The organism is Leclercia sp. W17 (assembly GCF_003336325.1).
Lineage (GTDB): Bacteria > Pseudomonadota > Gammaproteobacteria > Enterobacterales > Enterobacteriaceae > Enterobacter.
The window spans coordinates 3,484,667-3,502,364 of record NZ_CP031101.1 but is presented as its reverse complement, the minus strand read 5'-3'; the positions used below and the strand labels follow the sequence as shown (position 1 = coordinate 3,502,364).

The following is a 17,698-nucleotide window of genomic DNA, read 5'->3' as shown; positions in this document are numbered from 1 at the left end:
TATCCCCGCCGCTTTTTTTTGCAGCAATCGCCCTCATAATTCTCTTCAGAGACCGTTTTTTGCGTAACTAAAGGTTGTCACTACGCCCGGCTTATAAGATCATATGCCGTTATACGTCGTTTACGCTTTGAGGAATCCACGATGAGTGAGGCTGAAGCCCGCCCGAGCAACTTTATCCGTCAGATCATTGATGAAGATCTGGCCACTGGTAAGCACACCACAGTTCATACCCGTTTCCCGCCGGAGCCGAACGGCTACCTGCACATTGGTCATGCGAAATCGATCTGCCTGAACTTCGGCATCGCGCAGGACTACCAGGGTCAATGCAACCTGCGTTTCGATGACACCAACCCGGTGAAAGAAGATATCGAATACGTAGAGTCCATTAAGAACGACGTGCAATGGTTGGGCTTCAACTGGTCTGGCGACATCTGCTACTCCTCCGACTATTTTGACCAGCTGTATGCTTACGCCGTAGAGCTGATCAACAAAGGTCTGGCCTACGTTGACGAGCTTTCCGCTGACGAAATCCGCGAATACCGCGGCACGCTGACCGCGCCGGGCAAAAACAGCCCGTACCGCGATCGCAGCGTGGAAGAGAACCTGGCGCTGTTTGAAAAAATGCGTGCCGGTGGCTTCGAAGAGGGTAAAGCCTGCCTGCGCGCTAAAATCGATATGGCCTCGCCGTTTATCGTGATGCGTGACCCGGTGCTGTACCGCATTAAGTTTGCCGATCACCATCAGACCGGCAGCAAGTGGTGCATCTACCCGATGTATGACTTCACCCACTGCATCAGCGATGCGCTGGAAGGCATTACTCACTCCTTATGTACGCTGGAGTTCCAGGACAACCGTCGTCTGTATGACTGGGTGCTGGATAACATCTCCATTCCGGTACATCCGCGTCAGTACGAGTTTTCTCGTCTGAATCTGGAATACACCGTGATGTCCAAGCGTAAGCTGAACCTGCTGGTGACCGACAAGCACGTTGAAGGCTGGGATGACCCGCGTATGCCGACCATCTCCGGTCTGCGTCGTCGTGGCTACACCGCCGCATCTATCCGCGAGTTTTGCAAACGCATCGGCGTGACCAAGCAGGACAACACCATCGAGATGGCGTCGCTGGAATCCTGTATCCGCGAAGATCTGAACGACAATGCGCCGCGCGCGATGGCTGTTATCGATCCGGTTAAGCTGGTTATCGAAAACTATCCGCAGGGCGAAAGCGAGCTGGTGACCATGCCTAACCATCCGAGCAAGCCGGAGATGGGCAGCCGTGAAGTGCCGTTCAGCGCAGAGATCTGGATCGATCGTGCCGACTTCCGCGAAGAAGCGAACAAGCAGTACAAACGTCTGGTGCTGGGCAAAGAAGTGCGCCTGCGCAACGCCTACGTGATCAAAGCTGAGCGCGTTGAGAAAGACGCTGAAGGCAATATCACCACCATCTTCTGCACCTACGATGCCGAGACCTTGAGCAAGGATCCGGCCGACGGTCGCAAGGTGAAAGGCGTTATCCACTGGGTCAGCGCGGCACATGCGCTGCCGGTTGAGATCCGTCTGTACGATCGCCTCTTCAGCGTGCCAAACCCAGGTGCTGCTGAGGACTTCCTGGAGGTGATTAACCCGGAATCGCTGGTGATCAAGCAGGGCTTTGCGGAGCCATCCCTGAAAGAGGCTATTGCCGGTCATGCGTACCAGTTTGAGCGCGAAGGTTACTTCTGCCTCGATAGCCGCTACGCCACTGCGGACAAACTGGTATTTAACCGTACCGTCGGACTGCGTGATACCTGGACGAAAGTCGGTGAGTAACTGATTATTTTTCGATAAACGCCGCGCATAGCGGCGTTTTTTTTGCCCCGCAAGCAAGCCATTAACCGACTATATGTTCGCGTTGCGAATTAATCCCATTTCTTAAAACGATTCGCTTTCTCTTCCCTTTCACAAATTCACGATAATAGCTATCGAACTGGCCGTTAAATAGCTGTCTGTTAAAAATAACCCGCTAATTACGTGCATTATTTTAATTAAAAATTCTTTTCAGTTTTGATTGTTACAAATAGCAATCAAATATGTGCGCTTTGTCATAATCCTGACTTTTGATCGCTGAAAAGCGTTGATAATTCGCGTCGCGAAAAATAGTCTACAGACAGGAGATGTAAGCGGGTATTTCTGGTTACCTCCATTTTTTACTTTTTTGTTTTTCGCCGTTTAAGGCGCTTTAAATACGTCAAAGAGGATTAATTATGCGTACGTTCAGTGGCAAACGTAGTGCGCTTGCGCTGGCTATTGCCGGTGTAACAGCAATGTCAGGCTGGATGGTTTCTCCGAAAGCCCAGGCCGAAGGTTTTATTGATGATTCCACGCTCACGGGCGGTATTTATTACTGGCAGCGTGAACGTGACCGCAAAAATGTCGAAGCAGACAAATACGAAACTAACCTGGCTCACTCCACCTGGAACGCCAACCTTGATTTCCAGTCCGGCTATGCCGCCGACATGTTCGGTCTTGATCTCGCTGCGTTCACAGCCATCGAAATGGCGGAAAATGGCGACAGCGGCCACCCGAACGAAATTGCGTTCTCCTCCAGCAACAAAGCCTATAAAGAGGACTGGTCCGGCGATAAGAGCGGGATCAGCCTGTATAAAGCGGCTGCTAAATTTAAATATGGCCCGGTCTGGGCGCGCGGCGGCTGGCTGCAGCCAACCGGTCAAACCCTGTTAGCGCCGCACTGGAGCTTTATGCCGGGTACCTATCAGGGTGCCGAAGCCGGGGCCAACTTTGACTACGGCGACAGCGGTGCGTTGAGTTTCTCGTACATGTGGACCAACGAGTACAAAGCGCCGTGGCACCTCGAGATGGACAAGTTCTATCAGAATGACAGAAAAACCCGCGTCGATTATCTCCACTCCTTTGGCGCGAAGTACGATTTCAAAAATCACCTGATTCTGGAAGCCGCGTTTGGTCAGGCCGAAGGTTACATCGATCAATATTTTGCCAAAGCCAGCTACAAGTTAGATACCGTGGGCGGCCCGCTCTCGACCAGCTACCAGTTCTACGGCACGCGTGATAAAGCCGACAGCGGCACCGTGAATGATATCTACGACGGCACGGCATGGCTGCAGGCGCTGACCCTGGGTTATAGGTCGGGCAGGTCGATTTACGTCTGGAAGGGACTTACGTTAAGGCGGAAGGTCAGCAGGGTTACTTCCTGCAGCGTATGACCCCAACCTACGCTTCGTCCAACGGTCGTCTGGACGTGTGGTGGGATAACCGCTCCGACTTCAACGCCAACGGCGAAAAAGCGGTCTTCTTCGGCGCGATGTATGACCTGAGCAACTGGAACCTCGCAGGCTGGAGTGTGGGCGCGTCTTATGTTTACGCCTGGGATGCAAAACCGGCAGACTGGCTGATCAACAGCGCGGGCCAGCGTGAAGATATTGCCTCTAACAAGATTAAAGAGTCGGCCTACAGTCTGGATGCGATCTACACCCTTCAGGATGGTCGCGCGAAAGGCACCATGTTCAAACTGCACTTCACGCAGTATGACAACCATTCCGATATCCCAAGCTACGGCGGCGGTTACGGCAATATCTTCCAGGATGAGCGAGACGTGAAGTTTATGGTTATCGCCCCGTTCACCATCTTCTGATGACACATCCGGCGGGGGATAACCCCGCCGACCGGAGACTGCTATGCTGAAAAAAATCGTACTGGTCGCGCTGGTGGCATCAGGATTGACCGCCTGCGCGCAACCTCAGACCCAGAAAGAAGATACCCGTCTGAAAGAGGCCTACAGCGCCTGTATCAATACCGCTGAAGGGTCGCCAGAGAAGATCGAAGCCTGCCAGAGCGTGCTGGACGTGCTGCGCCAGGAGAAGGCGCACGAGCAATTTGCGACACAAGAGACCGTTCGGGTTGCAGATTACCAGGCCTGTATCCAGGCGCGTAAAACGGGTAACAATCAGGACGTGACCAAAGACTGCGATAAAATCTGGCAGGAGATCCGCAATAACAACAGCAAGTAATCGGCTGTTTACCACGCCCGGTGGCGCTACGCTGACACGGGCCTACAAATGCGTAGGTCTGTGTCAGTGAGGCGCTACCGGGCTTTTTACATAATGACAGGCAAAAAAAAGCCAACCGTCAGGTTGGCTCAGAGTATGCGGATGAATTATTTCGCGTCGTGCGCGTGGTCATCTTCGCGGCAGTCGCCTTCGGCACAGTGGCCATACAGGTAGAGACTGTGGTTGGTCAGACGAATGCCGTGACGTGCGGCAATTTCACGCTGACGTGATTCGATAGAGTCGTCGCTGAATTCGATCACTTTGCCGCAATCCAGGCAAATCAGGTGATCGTGGTGATGCTGCTGCGTCAGTTCAAATACGGATTTACCGCCTTCAAAATTGTGACGCGTCACAATGCCTGCATCGTCGAACTGGTTCAGTACACGGTAAACGGTCGCCAGACCAATCTCTTCGCCCATGTCGATCAGACGCTTGTATAAGTCTTCCGCACTGACATGATGGTTATCCGGACCCTGAAGCACTTCCAGGATTTTTAACCGTGGAAGCGTGACTTTCAGTCCGGCCTTCTTTAATGCGGTGTTGTTGTCAGTCATGCGGAATCTGTCCTGTTGCTAAACGATTCACTTCTAAAGAAGAAGTGACAGAAAATGCACCTGGGAAATGCGTCTCATTATAGAACTGCCATGACCTAATGAAAACTGCAAGTCTCAAGTAAAGTATGCTTATAAAAACGTGGTACCGCCAACAAACTTGTTACAGGGTGACCCGTTTGAACCTGGATCATTGTACAGGTATGGCAGGAAAAGTTAAAAATTTGTAGCAATTATTTTGATTGATATTACCTATCAATGCGGCGCAACTTTAACGTTGCGCCGCAGCATTTCAGGCGTTGAGGATATCGTCGAGATGCAGCTCTTCGCGAACCTGCTTAACCCATTTCTCTACGCGCTCAGCGGTCAGTTCAGGCTGACGATCTTCGTCGATGGCGAGGCCCACGAAGTGATTATCATCGGCCAGACCTTTTGAGGCTTCGAAGTGGTATCCAGCAGTTGGCCAGTGACCAACGATCACGGCGCCGCGCGGCTCAATGATGTCGCGAATGGTGCCGAGAGCATCGCAGAAGTACTCGGCATAGTCTTCCTGATCGCCACAGCCGAACAGGGCTACCAGTTTGCCGTTGAAATCGATCTCTTCCAGAGACGGAAAGAAGTCGTCCCAGTCGCACTGCGCTTCACCGTAGTACCAGGTAGGGATGCCCAGCAGCAGAATATCGTAACCTTCGATATCTTCTTTGCTGCTTTTCGCAATGTCATGCACATCGGCAACGTCTTTACCTAGCTGTTTTTGAATGTTTTTTGCGATATTTTCGGTATTACCCGTGTCGCTGCCAAAAAAAATGCCGATGATTGCCATGAGTAAAATAACCTCTTGAAACTTAATGGTATGGTGGCGCAATTTAGCCACGGATAAGGGCAATCATAGCAGAACAGAGAAGCCTGCGGAAACTGCAATCACCCAGGACTGCACTCTGTGCTACATGAAAGCAATAAGAAGGGGAGTTTTCTGACTTACGCTTTGCCGTGCCATTTCTCGAGCTGCGAAATCAGCATCTCTTCAATCAGCTCACTGCGGCTGATATCACGAGCATTCGCCAGCTCGTTCAGCGCATCGACGGCTTCAGCGTTCAGTTTCAGCTCGACGCGTTTAAGCCCGCGGCTTTTATCGCGTTTAAGCTGATTGCGCTTATTGATGCGCAGCTGTTCATCACGCGAAAGCGGATTGGTTTTTGGTCGTCCCGGGCGACGCTCATTCGCGAACAGATCTAATGTCGTGCGGTCCGTGTGTTCTTTGGCCATGATTTTGAGACTTCGGGGGAAACAAGACACCCTGCTAATGCCCGGGCGATAAGCGCGCCATCATACATCACCGAAAACGGCACGCCAACGACTGGAGGCCCGCAGGCGACCAGTCGCTCTCTTTTTAATCAATTTGCCGTGTCAGCGAGGTAACGACGGATAGCGCGCAGCACCGCGTCCGGTTTTTCGGCATGTACCCAGTGTCCGGCCCCGGCAATGACATGCGCACGCGCCTGGGGGAATTGCGCCAGCAGCGCATCACGATACGCTTCGGTCACGTACGGGGAGTTGCCGCCGGTAATAAACAGCGTCGGGTGCGGCCACGCCGGCACCGGCTGCCAGCCGACGATCTGGTCATACTGATCCCAGAGCACCGGCACGTTAAAGCGCCACTCGCCGTCGACGAAGGATTTCAGCAGAAACTGCACCACGCCTTCTTCATCCAGATGTTCGCGCATGACCGCCGCGGCCTGCTGGCGGGTACTGACGCCAGCGTCCGTGACGGCGTTGATAGCGGCGAAGATCTCATCGTGGCGGCGCACGTCGTAATCCACCGGCGCCACGTCGATCACCACCAGGCCGGCAATGCGCTCCGGCGCAAGCGCCGTCAGCGCCATCACCGCTTTGCCACCCATGGAGTGACCAATCAGGATCGCTTTTTCAATATTATGCTCATTCAGCGTATCCAGCAGATCCTGGGCCATATCGGCGTAGGTCATCTGCGGCGAGCGCGGCGACAGGCCGTGGTTACGCATATCCACCTGCAGCAGCGCGTGATCCTGCACCAGATCCCGTGCCAGTACGCCAAGATTATCCAGACTACCAAACAGACCATGCACCAGGACGATGGGAGAATTATTGTGCGGCGATTGTGCAGATTGCGCTCGGGTATTCAATTTCATGGCAAAGTTCTTTTTTTACGTATGTCAGGTTAGGGTATCATGTTGACCATTCTGCCGCCCGGCTGCAAGGAAACAGTTAATTCTGACTTTTGCCGCCATTCTGGCTTGACGCTATCCGCTGTTGGGTTTTGACCTTATACTCCCAACGACTTGTATTCAGATAAGATATCGCACTGGATTAAGATGAAAACAATCGAAGTTGATGACGAACTCTATCAGTATATCGCCAGCCAGACGCGGCATATCGGTGAGAGCGCGTCCGACATTTTACGGCGCATGCTCAAAATGGCCGCCGCCTCGCAGTCTGCCGCTCCGGCCCTCAAAGAGACGCGCCAGCCCGTTGCCGTCGCCCAGGAAAAGCCGCTGACGCAGGTAAAAGACAAAGTGCGTGCGATGCGCGAACTGCTGCTTTCTGACGAATACGCTGAGCAGAAGAAAGCAGTTAACCGCTTTATGCTAGTGCTGACTACACTCTATTCACTGGATAACAACGCGTTTGCCGATGCGACGGAGTCACTGCATGGTCGCACGCGTGTCTACTTCGCGGGTGACGAGCAAACGCTGTTACAGAATGGCAATCAAACTAAACCCAAGCACCTGCCTGGTACACCGTACTGGGTGATCACCAATACCAATACCGGACGTAAACGCAGCATGATCGAACACATCATGCAGTCGATGCAGTTCCCGGTGGAATTGATTGATAAGGTTTGCGGTACTATCTAACCCTTGCATCAGAAGGACCAGGCAATGGCAAATCACAATCGTGCGGGTCAACCTGCACAACAGAGCGATTTGATTAACGTCGCCCAGCTTACCGCACAGTATTACGTGCTGAAGCCGGAAGTGGGCAACGCAGAACACGCAGTTAAGTTTGGTACATCCGGGCACCGCGGCAGTGCGGTACGCCATAGCTTTAACGAGCCGCATATTCTGGCCATTGCTCAGGCCATTGCGGAAGAGCGTGCCAAAAACGGCGTCACCGGTCCGTGTTACGTGGGTAAGGATACACACGCCCTGTCAGAGCCAGCGTTTATCTCCGTACTGGAAGTGCTGGCGGCCAACGGCGTGGATGTCATCATTCAGGAAAACAACGGCTATACGCCGACCCCTGCCGTTTCTAACGCCATCCTGGTGCATAACCAGAAGGGCGGCGCGCAGGCTGACGGCATTGTGATCACGCCGTCCCACAACCCGCCGGAAGATGGCGGCATTAAATACAACCCACCCAACGGCGGCCCGGCTGACACCAACGTTACCAAAGTGGTGGAAGATCGTGCCAACGCGCTGCTGGCTGATGGCCTGAAAGGCGTGAAGCGCATCTCTCTGGACGAGGCGATGGCTTCCGGCCACGTGAAAGAGCAGGATCTGGTGCAGCCGTTCGTTGAAGGGCTGGCAGATATCGTCGATATGGCGGCGATCCAGAAAGCCGGTCTGAAGCTGGGTGTTGATCCGCTCGGCGGTTCCGGGATTGAGTACTGGAAACGTATTGCGGAGCACTACAAGCTGGATCTGACCATCGTTAACGATCATGTCGATCAGACTTTCCGCTTTATGCACCTGGATAAAGACGGCGCGATCCGTATGGACTGCTCCTCCGAGTGCGCGATGGCTGGCCTGCTGGCGCTGCGCGACAAGTTCGACCTCGCCTTTGCCAACGACCCGGATTACGACCGTCACGGTATCGTCACCCCTGCGGGCCTGATGAATCCAAACCACTATCTGGCGGTGGCGATCAACTACCTGTTCCAGCATCGTCCACAGTGGGGCGCAGAGGTTGCCGTGGGTAAAACCCTCGTCTCCTCCGCAATGATCGACCGTGTGGTTAACGACCTGGGCCGTAAGCTGGTGGAAGTGCCGGTGGGCTTTAAGTGGTTTGTTGACGGGCTGTTCGACGGCAGCTTCGGCTTTGGCGGCGAAGAGAGCGCGGGCGCTTCCTTCCTGCGCTTCGACGGTACGCCGTGGTCTACCGACAAAGACGGTATCATCATGTGCCTGCTGGCGGCGGAGATCACTGCTGTCACCGGTAAGAACCCGCAGGAGCACTACGATGAGCTGGCCGCCCGTTTCGGTGCGCCGAGCTACAACCGTCTGCAGGCCTCAGCCACCTCCGCCCAGAAAGCGGCGCTCTCTAAGCTGTCACCTGACATGGTCAGTGCCAGCACCCTGGCGGGTGACCCGATCACCGCCCGTCTGACGGCGGCCCCGGGCAACGGTGCCTCAATTGGCGGCCTGAAGGTGATGACCGAGAACGGCTGGTTCGCGGCGCGTCCATCCGGTACGGAAGATGCGTACAAGATTTACTGCGAAAGCTTCCTTGGGGCGGAACACCGCCAGCAGATTGAGAAAGAAGCGGTAGAGATTGTCAGCGAAGTGCTGAAAAACGCATAACTGCGATTTGTGCGCCGGGCGGCACTGCGTTTGCCCGGCCTACAACTGCTTCGATTTTGTAGGCCCGGTAAGCGCTAGCGCCACCGGGCTTTTTTATGCTCAAAGCATAAAGCGGTAGCCAATCCCTGTTTCGGTTAACAGGTGCTGTGGACGCGCGGGATCCGCTTCGAGTTTCTGGCGAAGGTGTCCCATATAGATGCGCAGGTAGTGACTATGCTCCACTGCATTCGGTCCCCAGACTTGGCTTAACAGCTGGCGCTGGGTGAGCACTTTACCGTGATTGTTGAGCAACACCGCCAGCAGGCGAAACTCGATGGGGGTCAGGTGGATTTCAGCCTCACCGCGCTGAATACGCCGCGAGGCCAGATCGACACGAATATCGGAAAAGGTATACACCGGGTCGACGGGGACGGTGGTCGCGTGACGGCGAAGGGCGACGCGCAGACGCGCCTGCAGTTCGCCAATGCCAAACGGCTTGCTGAGATAGTCGTCGGCACCGGCATCGAGTGCGGCAATTTTGTCGGTCTCCTCCAGACGCGCCGAGAGCACAATGATTGGCATCTGGCTCCACTGGCGCACTTCGCGGATAAAGTCGAGGCCGTCGCCATCCGGCAGGCCCAAATCGAGGATCACCAGGTCCGGCTTGCGGGTGGCGGCTTCTATCAGGCCTCGTTGCAGCGTCCCGGCATCGTGAACGCGTAACCCTTCACCTTCCAGCGCGGCACGCAGAAAACGACTGATGGCGAGTTCATCTTCAACAATCAGGACGTTAATCACAAATCCTCTGGAAGTTCATTCAGGTCGGGTGGGGCATCAAGCGGCAGTGTAACACAAAACCCGGCCCCGCCTTCGGGGCGATTATGGGCGGTAATGGTGCCGCCGTGCACCTCAACAATTGCCTGGCAGATCGCCAGCCCCAGCCCGACGCCGGGAATGGCGGACTCCTTATTCCCGCGGGCAAACTTATCAAAGATAGCCTCTTCCTGACCCGCCGGAATGCCCGGGCCGGAGTCCCACACCTCCAGCTGCAGCTGCTCGGGGGTGACGCTGGCATCAATGCCGATTTGCGCTCTGCTGCCCGCATATTTTGCGGCGTTCTCCAGCAGATTAATCAGCACCCGCTCGAACAGCGGGCCATCCACGTGGATCAACGCCAGGGGATCGGACATCGCGAGCGCGATATGCCGACCACCCAGCCCCGGCTCCAGCGTTTTTAAGGCGCTGCCGATGACCTCTTCCAGCGTCAGCCACTCTTTTTTCAGGTTAAAGCCGCCGGACTGGATCCGCGCCATATCCAGCAGGTTGTTCACCAGCCGGGTGGTGTTCAGCACGTGCTGGCGGATCTCGCTGGCCTGGATAGCGTGGCGGGAGCCTTCTGCCGCCAGGTCGAGGGTCAGGATCTCCGACTGACCGAACAGCACCGTCAGCGGCGTGCGCAGATCGTGGGAGAGGGCGGCCAGCAGCGAATTGCGAATGCTCTCCCGCTCGCTGGCTAACCGAGCCTGTTCTTCGCTGGCGGTGAGCGCCAGCCGCTCCAGCGCGCTCGCCACCAGCAGGGTAAAGGTCTCCAGCAGCCGCTGCTGCTCGGGGATCATCAGCTGGCGCAGGTTAGCCGGCTCGACAATCACCACCCCCTGACGCTGCAACGGCAGGATCTGATAGGGCACACCCGGGAGCGTGTCGGTGCCCGCTCCCGCAGGCTGGCCTTTATCAAAGCTCCAGCGGACAATAGCCTCATCCCACGGGGTCATCCCCGAGACCGGGGTGAGCGGACACAGTTTGCCTTCGCGATCCGGGAGCAGGATCAGGCTGCGGGCGTTAAAGGTGGAGTGAATAAACTGCTGGCTGGTCTGGACGATATCCTGCGCCGTACGGCCCACCGCCAGCGCCTTCGACATCTCATACAGATGGCGGGTGCGCTGCTCGCGGTAACGGGCGATCCGCGCCTGATAGCGCACCCCCGCCGTCAGGTTGCCGATAAGCAAACCTACCGCCAGCATCACGGCGAAAGTGAGGACGTACTGCACATCCGACACCGCCAGGGTGCCGCGCGGGGCGATAAAAAAGAGATCGAAGCTGATGACGTTGATCACCGTCGCCAGCACCGAGGGCCAGCGGCCATAAAACAGGGCTACGAGCACCACCCCCAGCAGGTAGATCATCACCAGGTTGGCGGCATCGAAGCCGGGTAACCACTGGCTGGCGACAAAGGTGATCAGCGCGCAGAGCAGCACCGCCACCAGACAGCCGCGCAGCTGGATCCGCCATTTGTCGCTAAATGCCCGGTTGTCCGGGGTTCTGGCGGGCAGGGCGGCCGGTTTGTCGTCCAGCGCGACGATCAGCAAATCGAGATCGGGGGCGCGCTGTGCCAGCTTGTCGGCAAAGCTCTCCCGGCTGAACCCGCGGCGACGGGCGCGCCTGCCGATAACAATTTTACCGAGGTTATGCTCCCGGGCGTAGCGCAGGATGGCTTTCTCTTCCGCCTGCTCGGCCAGGGTGGCGGTTTCGGCGCCCAGCTCCTGGGCCAGGCGCAGAGCGCCAAGAATGGCGCGGCGCTGGTTCTCCGGCAGACGGTGCAGCTGCGGCGTCTCCACGTAGACCGCATGCCAGACGCTGCCGAACTTCGCGGCCAGACGCGCGGCGGTGCGCACCAGCTTCTCGTTGCCGCTGCCGTGACCGATGCAGAGCAAAATCGCATCGCGGGTATGCCACACTTTCTCCTCGCCCTGCCGGTCGCGCCAGGCCCGCATCTGATCGTCCACCCGGTCGGCGGTGCGGCGCAGAGCCAGCTCGCGCAGGGCGATCAAATTGCCTTTGCGGAAGAAGTGCTCGATTGCCCGCTCAGCCTGCCCGGCGATATAGACTTTGCCCTCATGCAGGCGCTGGCGCAGATCGTCCGGGGGAAGATCCACCAGCACCACCTCGTCCGCCGCGTCGAAGAAGGGATCCGGGACGGTCTCCCGCACCTGAATACCGGTGACGCCGCTGACCACGTCGTTGAGGCTCTCCAGATGCTGGACGTTGACGGTGGTAAAGACATCAATCCCGGCGTCCAGCAGCTCCTCGACATCCTGCCAGCGTTTGGGATGGCGCGAGCCCGGAGCATTGGTGTGCGCCAGCTCGTCCATCAGGATCAGCGCCGGACGGCGGGCGAGGGCGGCGTCGAGATCGAATTCCGTTACCAGACGTCCACGATGATGAATGCGGCGTGGCGGCTGGGTTGCCAGCCCCGCCAGCAGCGCGGCGGTCTCCTGGCGACCGTGGGTTTCCACCACACCGATGAGAATATCGAGCCCCTGGGCGCGCAGACGCTGGGCTTCACTGAGCATGGCGAAGGTCTTGCCGACGCCCGCGCAGGCGCCGAAGAAAATTTTCAGCATGCCGCGATGGGGAGTGGCAGCCTGCTCCAGCAGTTTGTCCGGGTCCGGGCGCAGAGGCTCGTCAATCATTTACTCTTTCCTTAGCGCGTCCAGCGCCAGATTCAATTCAACAATATTGACCACTGGATTGCCCATCGCGCTGAATAATGGCTTTTGCGTATGGGCGGCCACCAGCTGGCTGAGCTGTTCGGCGCTGAGCTGACGCGCCAGAGCCACCCGTGGGATCTGCCAGGCGACGGCCTGCGGCGTCAGGCTGTAGTCCAGCCCGCTGCCTGATGCGGTCACCAGTTCAACCGGCACTGCCGGGCTCGCCTGCGGGTTGGCTGCACGCAGAGCCGCCACGCGGGCGCGAACGGCGTTATCCAGCTCAGGGTTGCTGCCCGCCAGATTGCTGCCGCCCGAGGCCATGGGATTATACGGGCTCTCAGCCGTAGCGGAAGGACGCCCGTGAAAGTAACCCGCCGCGGTAAAGTCTTGCCCAATCAGCCGGGAACCGCGGATCTCCCCCTGCTGGTAGATAAGCGATCCGTTCGCCTGGTCGGTAAACCACCACTGACCCAGCGCGGTGGTCACCAGCGGATAGAGCCCGCCGGTTATCAGGGCCAGCAGAATAAACAACAGTATAGCGGGACGTAACATAGCCATTTGATTTTCCTCTTAAACCAGCCCGAACAGGGTGAGCACAACGTCGATGGCTTTAATGCCGATAAACGGCACCACCAGCCCACCCAGACCGTAAATCCACAGGTTGCGGCGCAGCATGGCGGCGGCGGTGAACGGCTTGTAGCTCACCCCTTTCAGCGCCAGCGGGATGAGAAAGATAATGATCAGCGCGTTGAAGATCACCGCGCTCAGGATGGCCGAGGCGGGGGAGTGCAGATGCATCACATTCAGGGCGTTCAGTTGCGGATAAGTCGCGGCAAACGCCGCCGGAATAATGGCGAAATATTTCGCCACGTCGTTGGCGATACTGAAGGTGGTGAGCGAGCCCCGGGTCATCAGCATCTGTTTGCCGATATGTACCACCTCGATCAGCTTGGTCGGATTAGAGTCGAGGTCAACCATATTGCCCGCCTCTTTCGCCGCCTGGGTACCGGAGTTCATGGCTACCGCCACGTCCGCCTGGGCGAGGGCCGGGGCGTCGTTGGTGCCGTCACCGGTCATGGCCACCAGCCGTCCTTCTCCCTGATACTGGCGGATCAGCGCCAGTTTGGCCTCCGGCGTCGCTTCCGAGAGAAAATCATCCACCCCCGCTTCGGCGGCAATGGCGGCCGCCGTCAGGCGGTTATCCCCGGTGATCATCACCGTTTTGATGCCCATTTTACGCAGCTGGGCAAAGCGCTCCTTGATACCGCCTTTGACGATATCTTTCAGAGCGATCACCCCGAGAACGCTGGCTCCTTCCGCCACCACCAGCGGCGTGGCCCCCTGACGCGCGACGTTCTCCACCAGCGTATCGACCTGCGGGGGGAAATGGCCGTTGTTGGCCGCAATATGGCGGCGAATGGCGTCCACCGAGCCTTTGCGGATCAGCCGGTCCTGAATGTTGATCCCGCTCATCCGCGTTTGCGCCGTGAAGGGCACAAAGGTGGCATGCAGGCTCTGCACGTCGCGCTGGCGCAGGTTAAAGCGCTGTTTGGCGAGAATGACGATGCTGCGGCCTTCCGGAGTTTCGTCCGCCAGCGATGCCAGCTGGGCGGCGTCGGCCAGCGTTTGCTCATCCACGCCCGGGGCGGGCAGGAACTCAGAAGCCTGACGGTTGCCGAGGGTGATGGTGCCGGTTTTATCCAGCAGCAGCACGTCGACGTCGCCTGCTGCCTCGACGGCTCGCCCGCTGGTGGCGATAACGTTGGCCGCCAGCATCCGGCTCATGCCCGCCACACCGATGGCCGACAGCAGGCCGCCGATGGTGGTCGGGATCAGGCAGACCAGCAGGGCCACCAGCACGGTGACGCTCACTGCCGTCCCGCCATAAGACGAGAAGGGCCACAAGGTGGCGGTCGCCAGCAGGAAGACGATGGTCAGCGCCACCAGCAGAATGGTCAGGGCGATTTCGTTTGGGGTTTTGCGCCGCTGGGCGCCTTCTACCATGGCGATCATCCGATCGAGGAAGGTTTCGCCAGGGTTGACGCTGCACTGGATCACCAGCCAGTCGGAAAGAATGCGTGTTCCGCCAGTGACCGAGGCAAAATCGCCCCCGGACTCACGGATCACCGGCGCGGACTCCCCGGTGATGGCGCTCTCATCCACCGAGGCGCCCCCTTCGATCACTTCCCCGTCGCAGGGGATAATATCTCCGGCTTCCACCAGAACGATGTCGCCTTTGCGCAGCGTATCCGCTGGCACTGTTTCGCTGGCAGCACCATATTTCGCTTCGCGCAGCTTGCGGGCGAACGCGGTTTTCTGCACCCCTTTAAGGCTGTTGGCCTGCGCTTTGCTGCGTCCTTCCGCCAGCGCTTCGGCGACGTTGGCAAACAGCACGGTGAACCACAGCCACAGGCTGATCGCCGCGGTAAAGGTGGCGCTGCCTGACAACCATCCACCCGCCATGGCAAGAGCCAGCAGGGTGGTCAGCAGGCTCCCCAGCCAGACGATAAACATCACCGGATTGCGCCATTGCACGCGCGGATCTAATTTTTTTATCGCATCCATCAGCGCCTGGCGAACCAGAGCAGGTTCAAGCAGGGCCAGTTGCTTACGACTCATGAAGAATACTCCGTAAAATCAGCGTAAAGAGAGGTGTTCCGCAACCGGGCCTAATGCGAGGGCGGGAATAAAGGTGAGGGCGCCGACCAGCAGGACAGTGCCGATCAGCAGACCCACAAACAGCGCGCCGTGGGTAGGCAGTGTGCCGCCAGAAACAGGCTGGCGGGTCTTGTTCACCAGCGCGCCGGCGATGGCCATGACCGGAATAATCACCCCAAAGCGACCGACCAACATGCAGAACGCCAGCAGGCAGTTCCAGAACGGCGAGTTGGCGCTCAGGCCCGCAAAGGCGCTGCCGTTATTGTTGGCCGCCGACGAAAACGCGTACAGCACCTCGCTGAAGCCGTGGATCCCGGGGTTAAAGATGCCGCTGCGCCCGGCGTCGGTCATCAGCGCCAGTGCGGTGCCGAGGAGTACCAGCGCCGGGGTGACGAGGATCGCCAACGCGGTCAGTTTCATCTCACGCACGTCGATTTTCTTACCCAGATATTCCGGGGTGCGGCCAATCATCAGCCCGGCGATAAAGACCGCCAGCAGCACAAACAGCAGCATGCCGTACAGGCCCGACCCGACACCGCCAAACACCACTTCACCAATCTGCATCAGCCACATCGGGATCATGCCGCCCAGGGCGGTGAAGGAGTCATGCATGGCGTTAACCGCTCCGCAGGAGGCGGCAGTAGTGACGACGGCGTACAGGCTGCTGGCGAGAATGCCAAAGCGGCTCTCTTTACCTTCCATATTGCTGTTGCTGTCCGCGCCGAGCAGCATAAAGTGGCTGTTGCCCTGCCACTCCGCCCACATCACCAGCGCCGCGCAGACCACAAAGATGGCGGACATGGTCCACAGGATCGTATGCCCCTGGCGCCGATCGCTGACCGACTCGCCAAAGGCAAAGCACAGTGCGGTGGGGATCAGGAAGATTGCCAGCATCTGCACGGCGTTCGTCAGCGCGGTCGGATTCTCAAACGGATGGGTGGAGTTGGCATTAAAGAAACCCCCTCCGTTGGTACCCAGTATTTTGATTGCTTCCTGGGAGGCGACCGGCCCCATCGGCAGCAGCTGTCTGGCCCCCTCCAGCGAGGTGAAGGGCTGATAAGGAAGCAGGTTCTGCAATACGCCCTGCTGCATAAACAGCAGGGCGATAACCAGCGACAGCGGCAGCAACACCCACAGGGTGATGCGGGTCAGATCGACCCAGGCGTTGCCAAGCGTAGTGACATTCTGGCGGGAGAAGGCGCGGGTCAGGGCGAAGATCACCGAAATGCCGCTGGCTGCCGAGAGGAAGTTTTGCACCGTCAGCCCCGCCATCTGGCTGAAATAGCTCAGAGTGGTTTCACCGGCATAGGACTGCCAGTTGGTGTTGCTGACAAAGCTCACCGCGGTGTTCAGCGCCAGATGCCATGACAGCCCCGGGAGCTGCTGCGGATTGAGCGGCAGAGCGCCCTGAAGCATCAGCATGGCGAAAAGTACAACCAGGCCCACGCCATTCAACAGCAGAATAGCAAACAGGTAGTGACGCCAGTCCATCTCATCGGCGCGGATCCCGAGCAGACGCAGTATACCTGCGTCAATGGCCTGCACCCCGGGCAGCGGCAGGCCGTTAATCATGCGTGCCAGCCACATCCCCAGTGGCCGGGCGAGTATGAACAGCACCAGCAGAAAGCTGGCGATAAGCAGAAATCCCTGAGCGGCCATCAGAATGCCTCCGCGTTAAGCAGGGCATAAATCAGATACCCCAGTAACAGAAACACCAGCGCGATGCCCACAATTACACCTGCACTCACAATTCACCTCCGGGTGACATTAGTCATGGTGCAAACGGTAAATTTTCTGGCGCAAAGATTTCGCAAAAATCAGACGGGGAGGTGTAAAAAAAGTATAAAAATGGCTAAGACCATAATTTAACTAATGGTTAGTATTAATTTAACTTTTATGTAACTAAATTACGGGATGAAGTGTAAAGATCCCTTTTTTCAGGGCAAAAAAGTGGTCGGATGAGTAGTAAAATTACAGCCAAAGCGTTACTATTTTCAGCAGATAATCAGTTTTATTTTTCCGGAGCAGGTTTCCGGCCAGAAAGAGGGGAGAAAATGATGGAATTTTACAAAGCGTATCCGGCACATATCGTTTTTATTCGCCGCACTTTCGCTGTTTTAGCGGGTGTTCTGGCGTTACCAGTCATGCTTTTCTGGAAAGATCGTGCACGTTTTTACAGCTATCTGCATCGCGTATGGGCGAAGACCAGCGATAAACCGGTGTGGATGGATCAGGCTGAAAAAGCCATTTGTGATTTTTATTAAGAAAGACTACACACAGCAATTGCAGTAACAAAAAAACCGCCACAGCAATGTGGCGGTTTTTTTATCCCCCGGGATTCGCGGTCCGTTGGGCGGCCTTTTTTATTTCAGTATGGCTACACTTGTTAAAGCAAAGTA

At 57.1% G+C, this 17,698-nt stretch carries 15 protein-coding genes and 1 pseudogene; 6 read left to right on the top strand and 10 right to left on the bottom strand.

The window, feature by feature from the left end:
• Window positions 1-141 precede the first annotated feature (141 nt).
• The 3 genes and pseudogenes from glnS (at window position 142) to chiQ (ending at window position 4,025) form a co-directional block, all read left to right on the top strand.
• Window positions 142-1,809, top strand: a complete 1,668-nt coding sequence (gene glnS / locus DVA44_RS17370; protein ID WP_103823580.1) for a glutamine--tRNA ligase — start codon at window positions 142-144, stop codon at window positions 1,807-1,809.
• Between the two features lie 434 nt (window positions 1,810-2,243).
• Window positions 2,244-3,649, top strand: a pseudogene (gene chiP / locus DVA44_RS17365) (chitoporin).
• 43 nt (window positions 3,650-3,692) lie between these two features.
• Window positions 3,693-4,025, top strand: coding sequence for a ChiQ/YbfN family lipoprotein (gene chiQ / locus DVA44_RS17360; protein WP_197080134.1), 333 nt, complete (start codon window positions 3,693-3,695; stop codon window positions 4,023-4,025).
• 146 nt (window positions 4,026-4,171) lie between these two features.
• On the opposite strand, the gene fur is transcribed toward chiQ, so the two are convergent.
• The 4 genes from fur to ybfF all read right to left on the bottom strand — a co-directional run bounded on the left by fur (window position 4,172) and on the right by ybfF (window position 6,783).
• A complete protein-coding gene (gene fur / locus DVA44_RS17355; RefSeq protein ID WP_010428651.1) occupies window positions 4,172-4,618 on the bottom strand; it encodes a ferric iron uptake transcriptional regulator in 447 nt (148 codons plus the stop codon).
• Window positions 4,619-4,907: 289 nt separating this feature from the next.
• Window positions 4,908-5,438, bottom strand: coding sequence for a flavodoxin FldA (gene fldA / locus DVA44_RS17350; RefSeq protein WP_168192007.1), 531 nt, complete (start codon window positions 5,436-5,438; stop codon window positions 4,908-4,910).
• Window positions 5,439-5,593: 155 nt separating this feature from the next.
• Complete coding sequence (gene ybfE / locus DVA44_RS17345; RefSeq protein ID WP_103823578.1) at window positions 5,594-5,881, bottom strand: LexA regulated protein; 288 nt, start codon at window positions 5,879-5,881, stop codon at window positions 5,594-5,596.
• Between the two features lie 128 nt (window positions 5,882-6,009).
• Window positions 6,010-6,783: an esterase gene (gene ybfF / locus DVA44_RS17340; RefSeq protein WP_114315613.1), complete on the bottom strand. Its 774-nt coding sequence runs from the start codon at window positions 6,781-6,783 to the stop codon at window positions 6,010-6,012.
• Window positions 6,784-6,966: 183 nt separating this feature from the next.
• Here ybfF and seqA point away from each other — a divergent pair, with 183 nt between their 5' ends.
• Together seqA and pgm are read left to right on the top strand one after the other, a co-directional pair.
• Entirely contained in the window at window positions 6,967-7,509 is a 543-nt protein-coding gene (gene seqA / locus DVA44_RS17335) for a replication initiation negative regulator SeqA (protein ID WP_103823576.1), read from the top strand.
• A 24-nt stretch (window positions 7,510-7,533) separates the two neighbouring features.
• A complete protein-coding gene (gene pgm, locus DVA44_RS17330; RefSeq protein ID WP_114387656.1) occupies window positions 7,534-9,174 on the top strand; it encodes a phosphoglucomutase (alpha-D-glucose-1,6-bisphosphate-dependent) in 1,641 nt (546 codons plus the stop codon).
• Between the two features lie 99 nt (window positions 9,175-9,273).
• Here pgm and kdpE read toward each other — a convergent pair whose 3' ends face one another.
• The 6 genes from kdpE to kdpF are packed head-to-tail and all read right to left on the bottom strand — an operon-like array spanning window position 9,274 to window position 17,047.
• The gene (gene kdpE, locus DVA44_RS17325; RefSeq protein ID WP_114387655.1) at window positions 9,274-9,951 is read right to left on the bottom strand and encodes a two-component system response regulator KdpE; all 678 of its coding nucleotides are present in this window, start codon (window positions 9,949-9,951) and stop codon (window positions 9,274-9,276) included.
• Window positions 9,948-12,623, bottom strand: a complete 2,676-nt coding sequence (gene kdpD / locus DVA44_RS17320; RefSeq protein ID WP_114387654.1) for a two-component system sensor histidine kinase KdpD — start codon at window positions 12,621-12,623, stop codon at window positions 9,948-9,950. The genes kdpE and kdpD overlap by 4 nt, the downstream gene beginning before the upstream one ends.
• On the bottom strand, window positions 12,624-13,199 hold the full coding sequence (gene kdpC / locus DVA44_RS17315; protein ID WP_114315609.1) for a potassium-transporting ATPase subunit KdpC: 576 nt from the start codon (window positions 13,197-13,199) through the stop codon (window positions 12,624-12,626).
• 12 nt (window positions 13,200-13,211) lie between these two features.
• Window positions 13,212-15,260, bottom strand: coding sequence for a potassium-transporting ATPase subunit KdpB (kdpB, locus tag DVA44_RS17310; protein WP_114387653.1), 2,049 nt, complete (start codon window positions 15,258-15,260; stop codon window positions 13,212-13,214).
• An 18-nt stretch (window positions 15,261-15,278) separates the two neighbouring features.
• On the bottom strand, window positions 15,279-16,958 hold the full coding sequence (gene kdpA, locus DVA44_RS17305; protein WP_114387652.1) for a potassium-transporting ATPase subunit KdpA: 1,680 nt from the start codon (window positions 16,956-16,958) through the stop codon (window positions 15,279-15,281).
• Window positions 16,958-17,047: a K(+)-transporting ATPase subunit F gene (gene kdpF, locus DVA44_RS17300; protein ID WP_103823569.1), complete on the bottom strand. Its 90-nt coding sequence runs from the start codon at window positions 17,045-17,047 to the stop codon at window positions 16,958-16,960. The genes kdpA and kdpF overlap by 1 nt, the downstream gene beginning before the upstream one ends.
• Window positions 17,048-17,356: 309 nt before the next feature.
• Here kdpF and DVA44_RS17295 point away from each other — a divergent pair, with 309 nt between their 5' ends.
• Entirely contained in the window at window positions 17,357-17,563 is a 207-nt protein-coding gene (locus tag DVA44_RS17295) for a YbfA family protein (RefSeq protein WP_103181047.1), read from the top strand.
• Window positions 17,564-17,698: the final 135 nt, after the last annotated feature.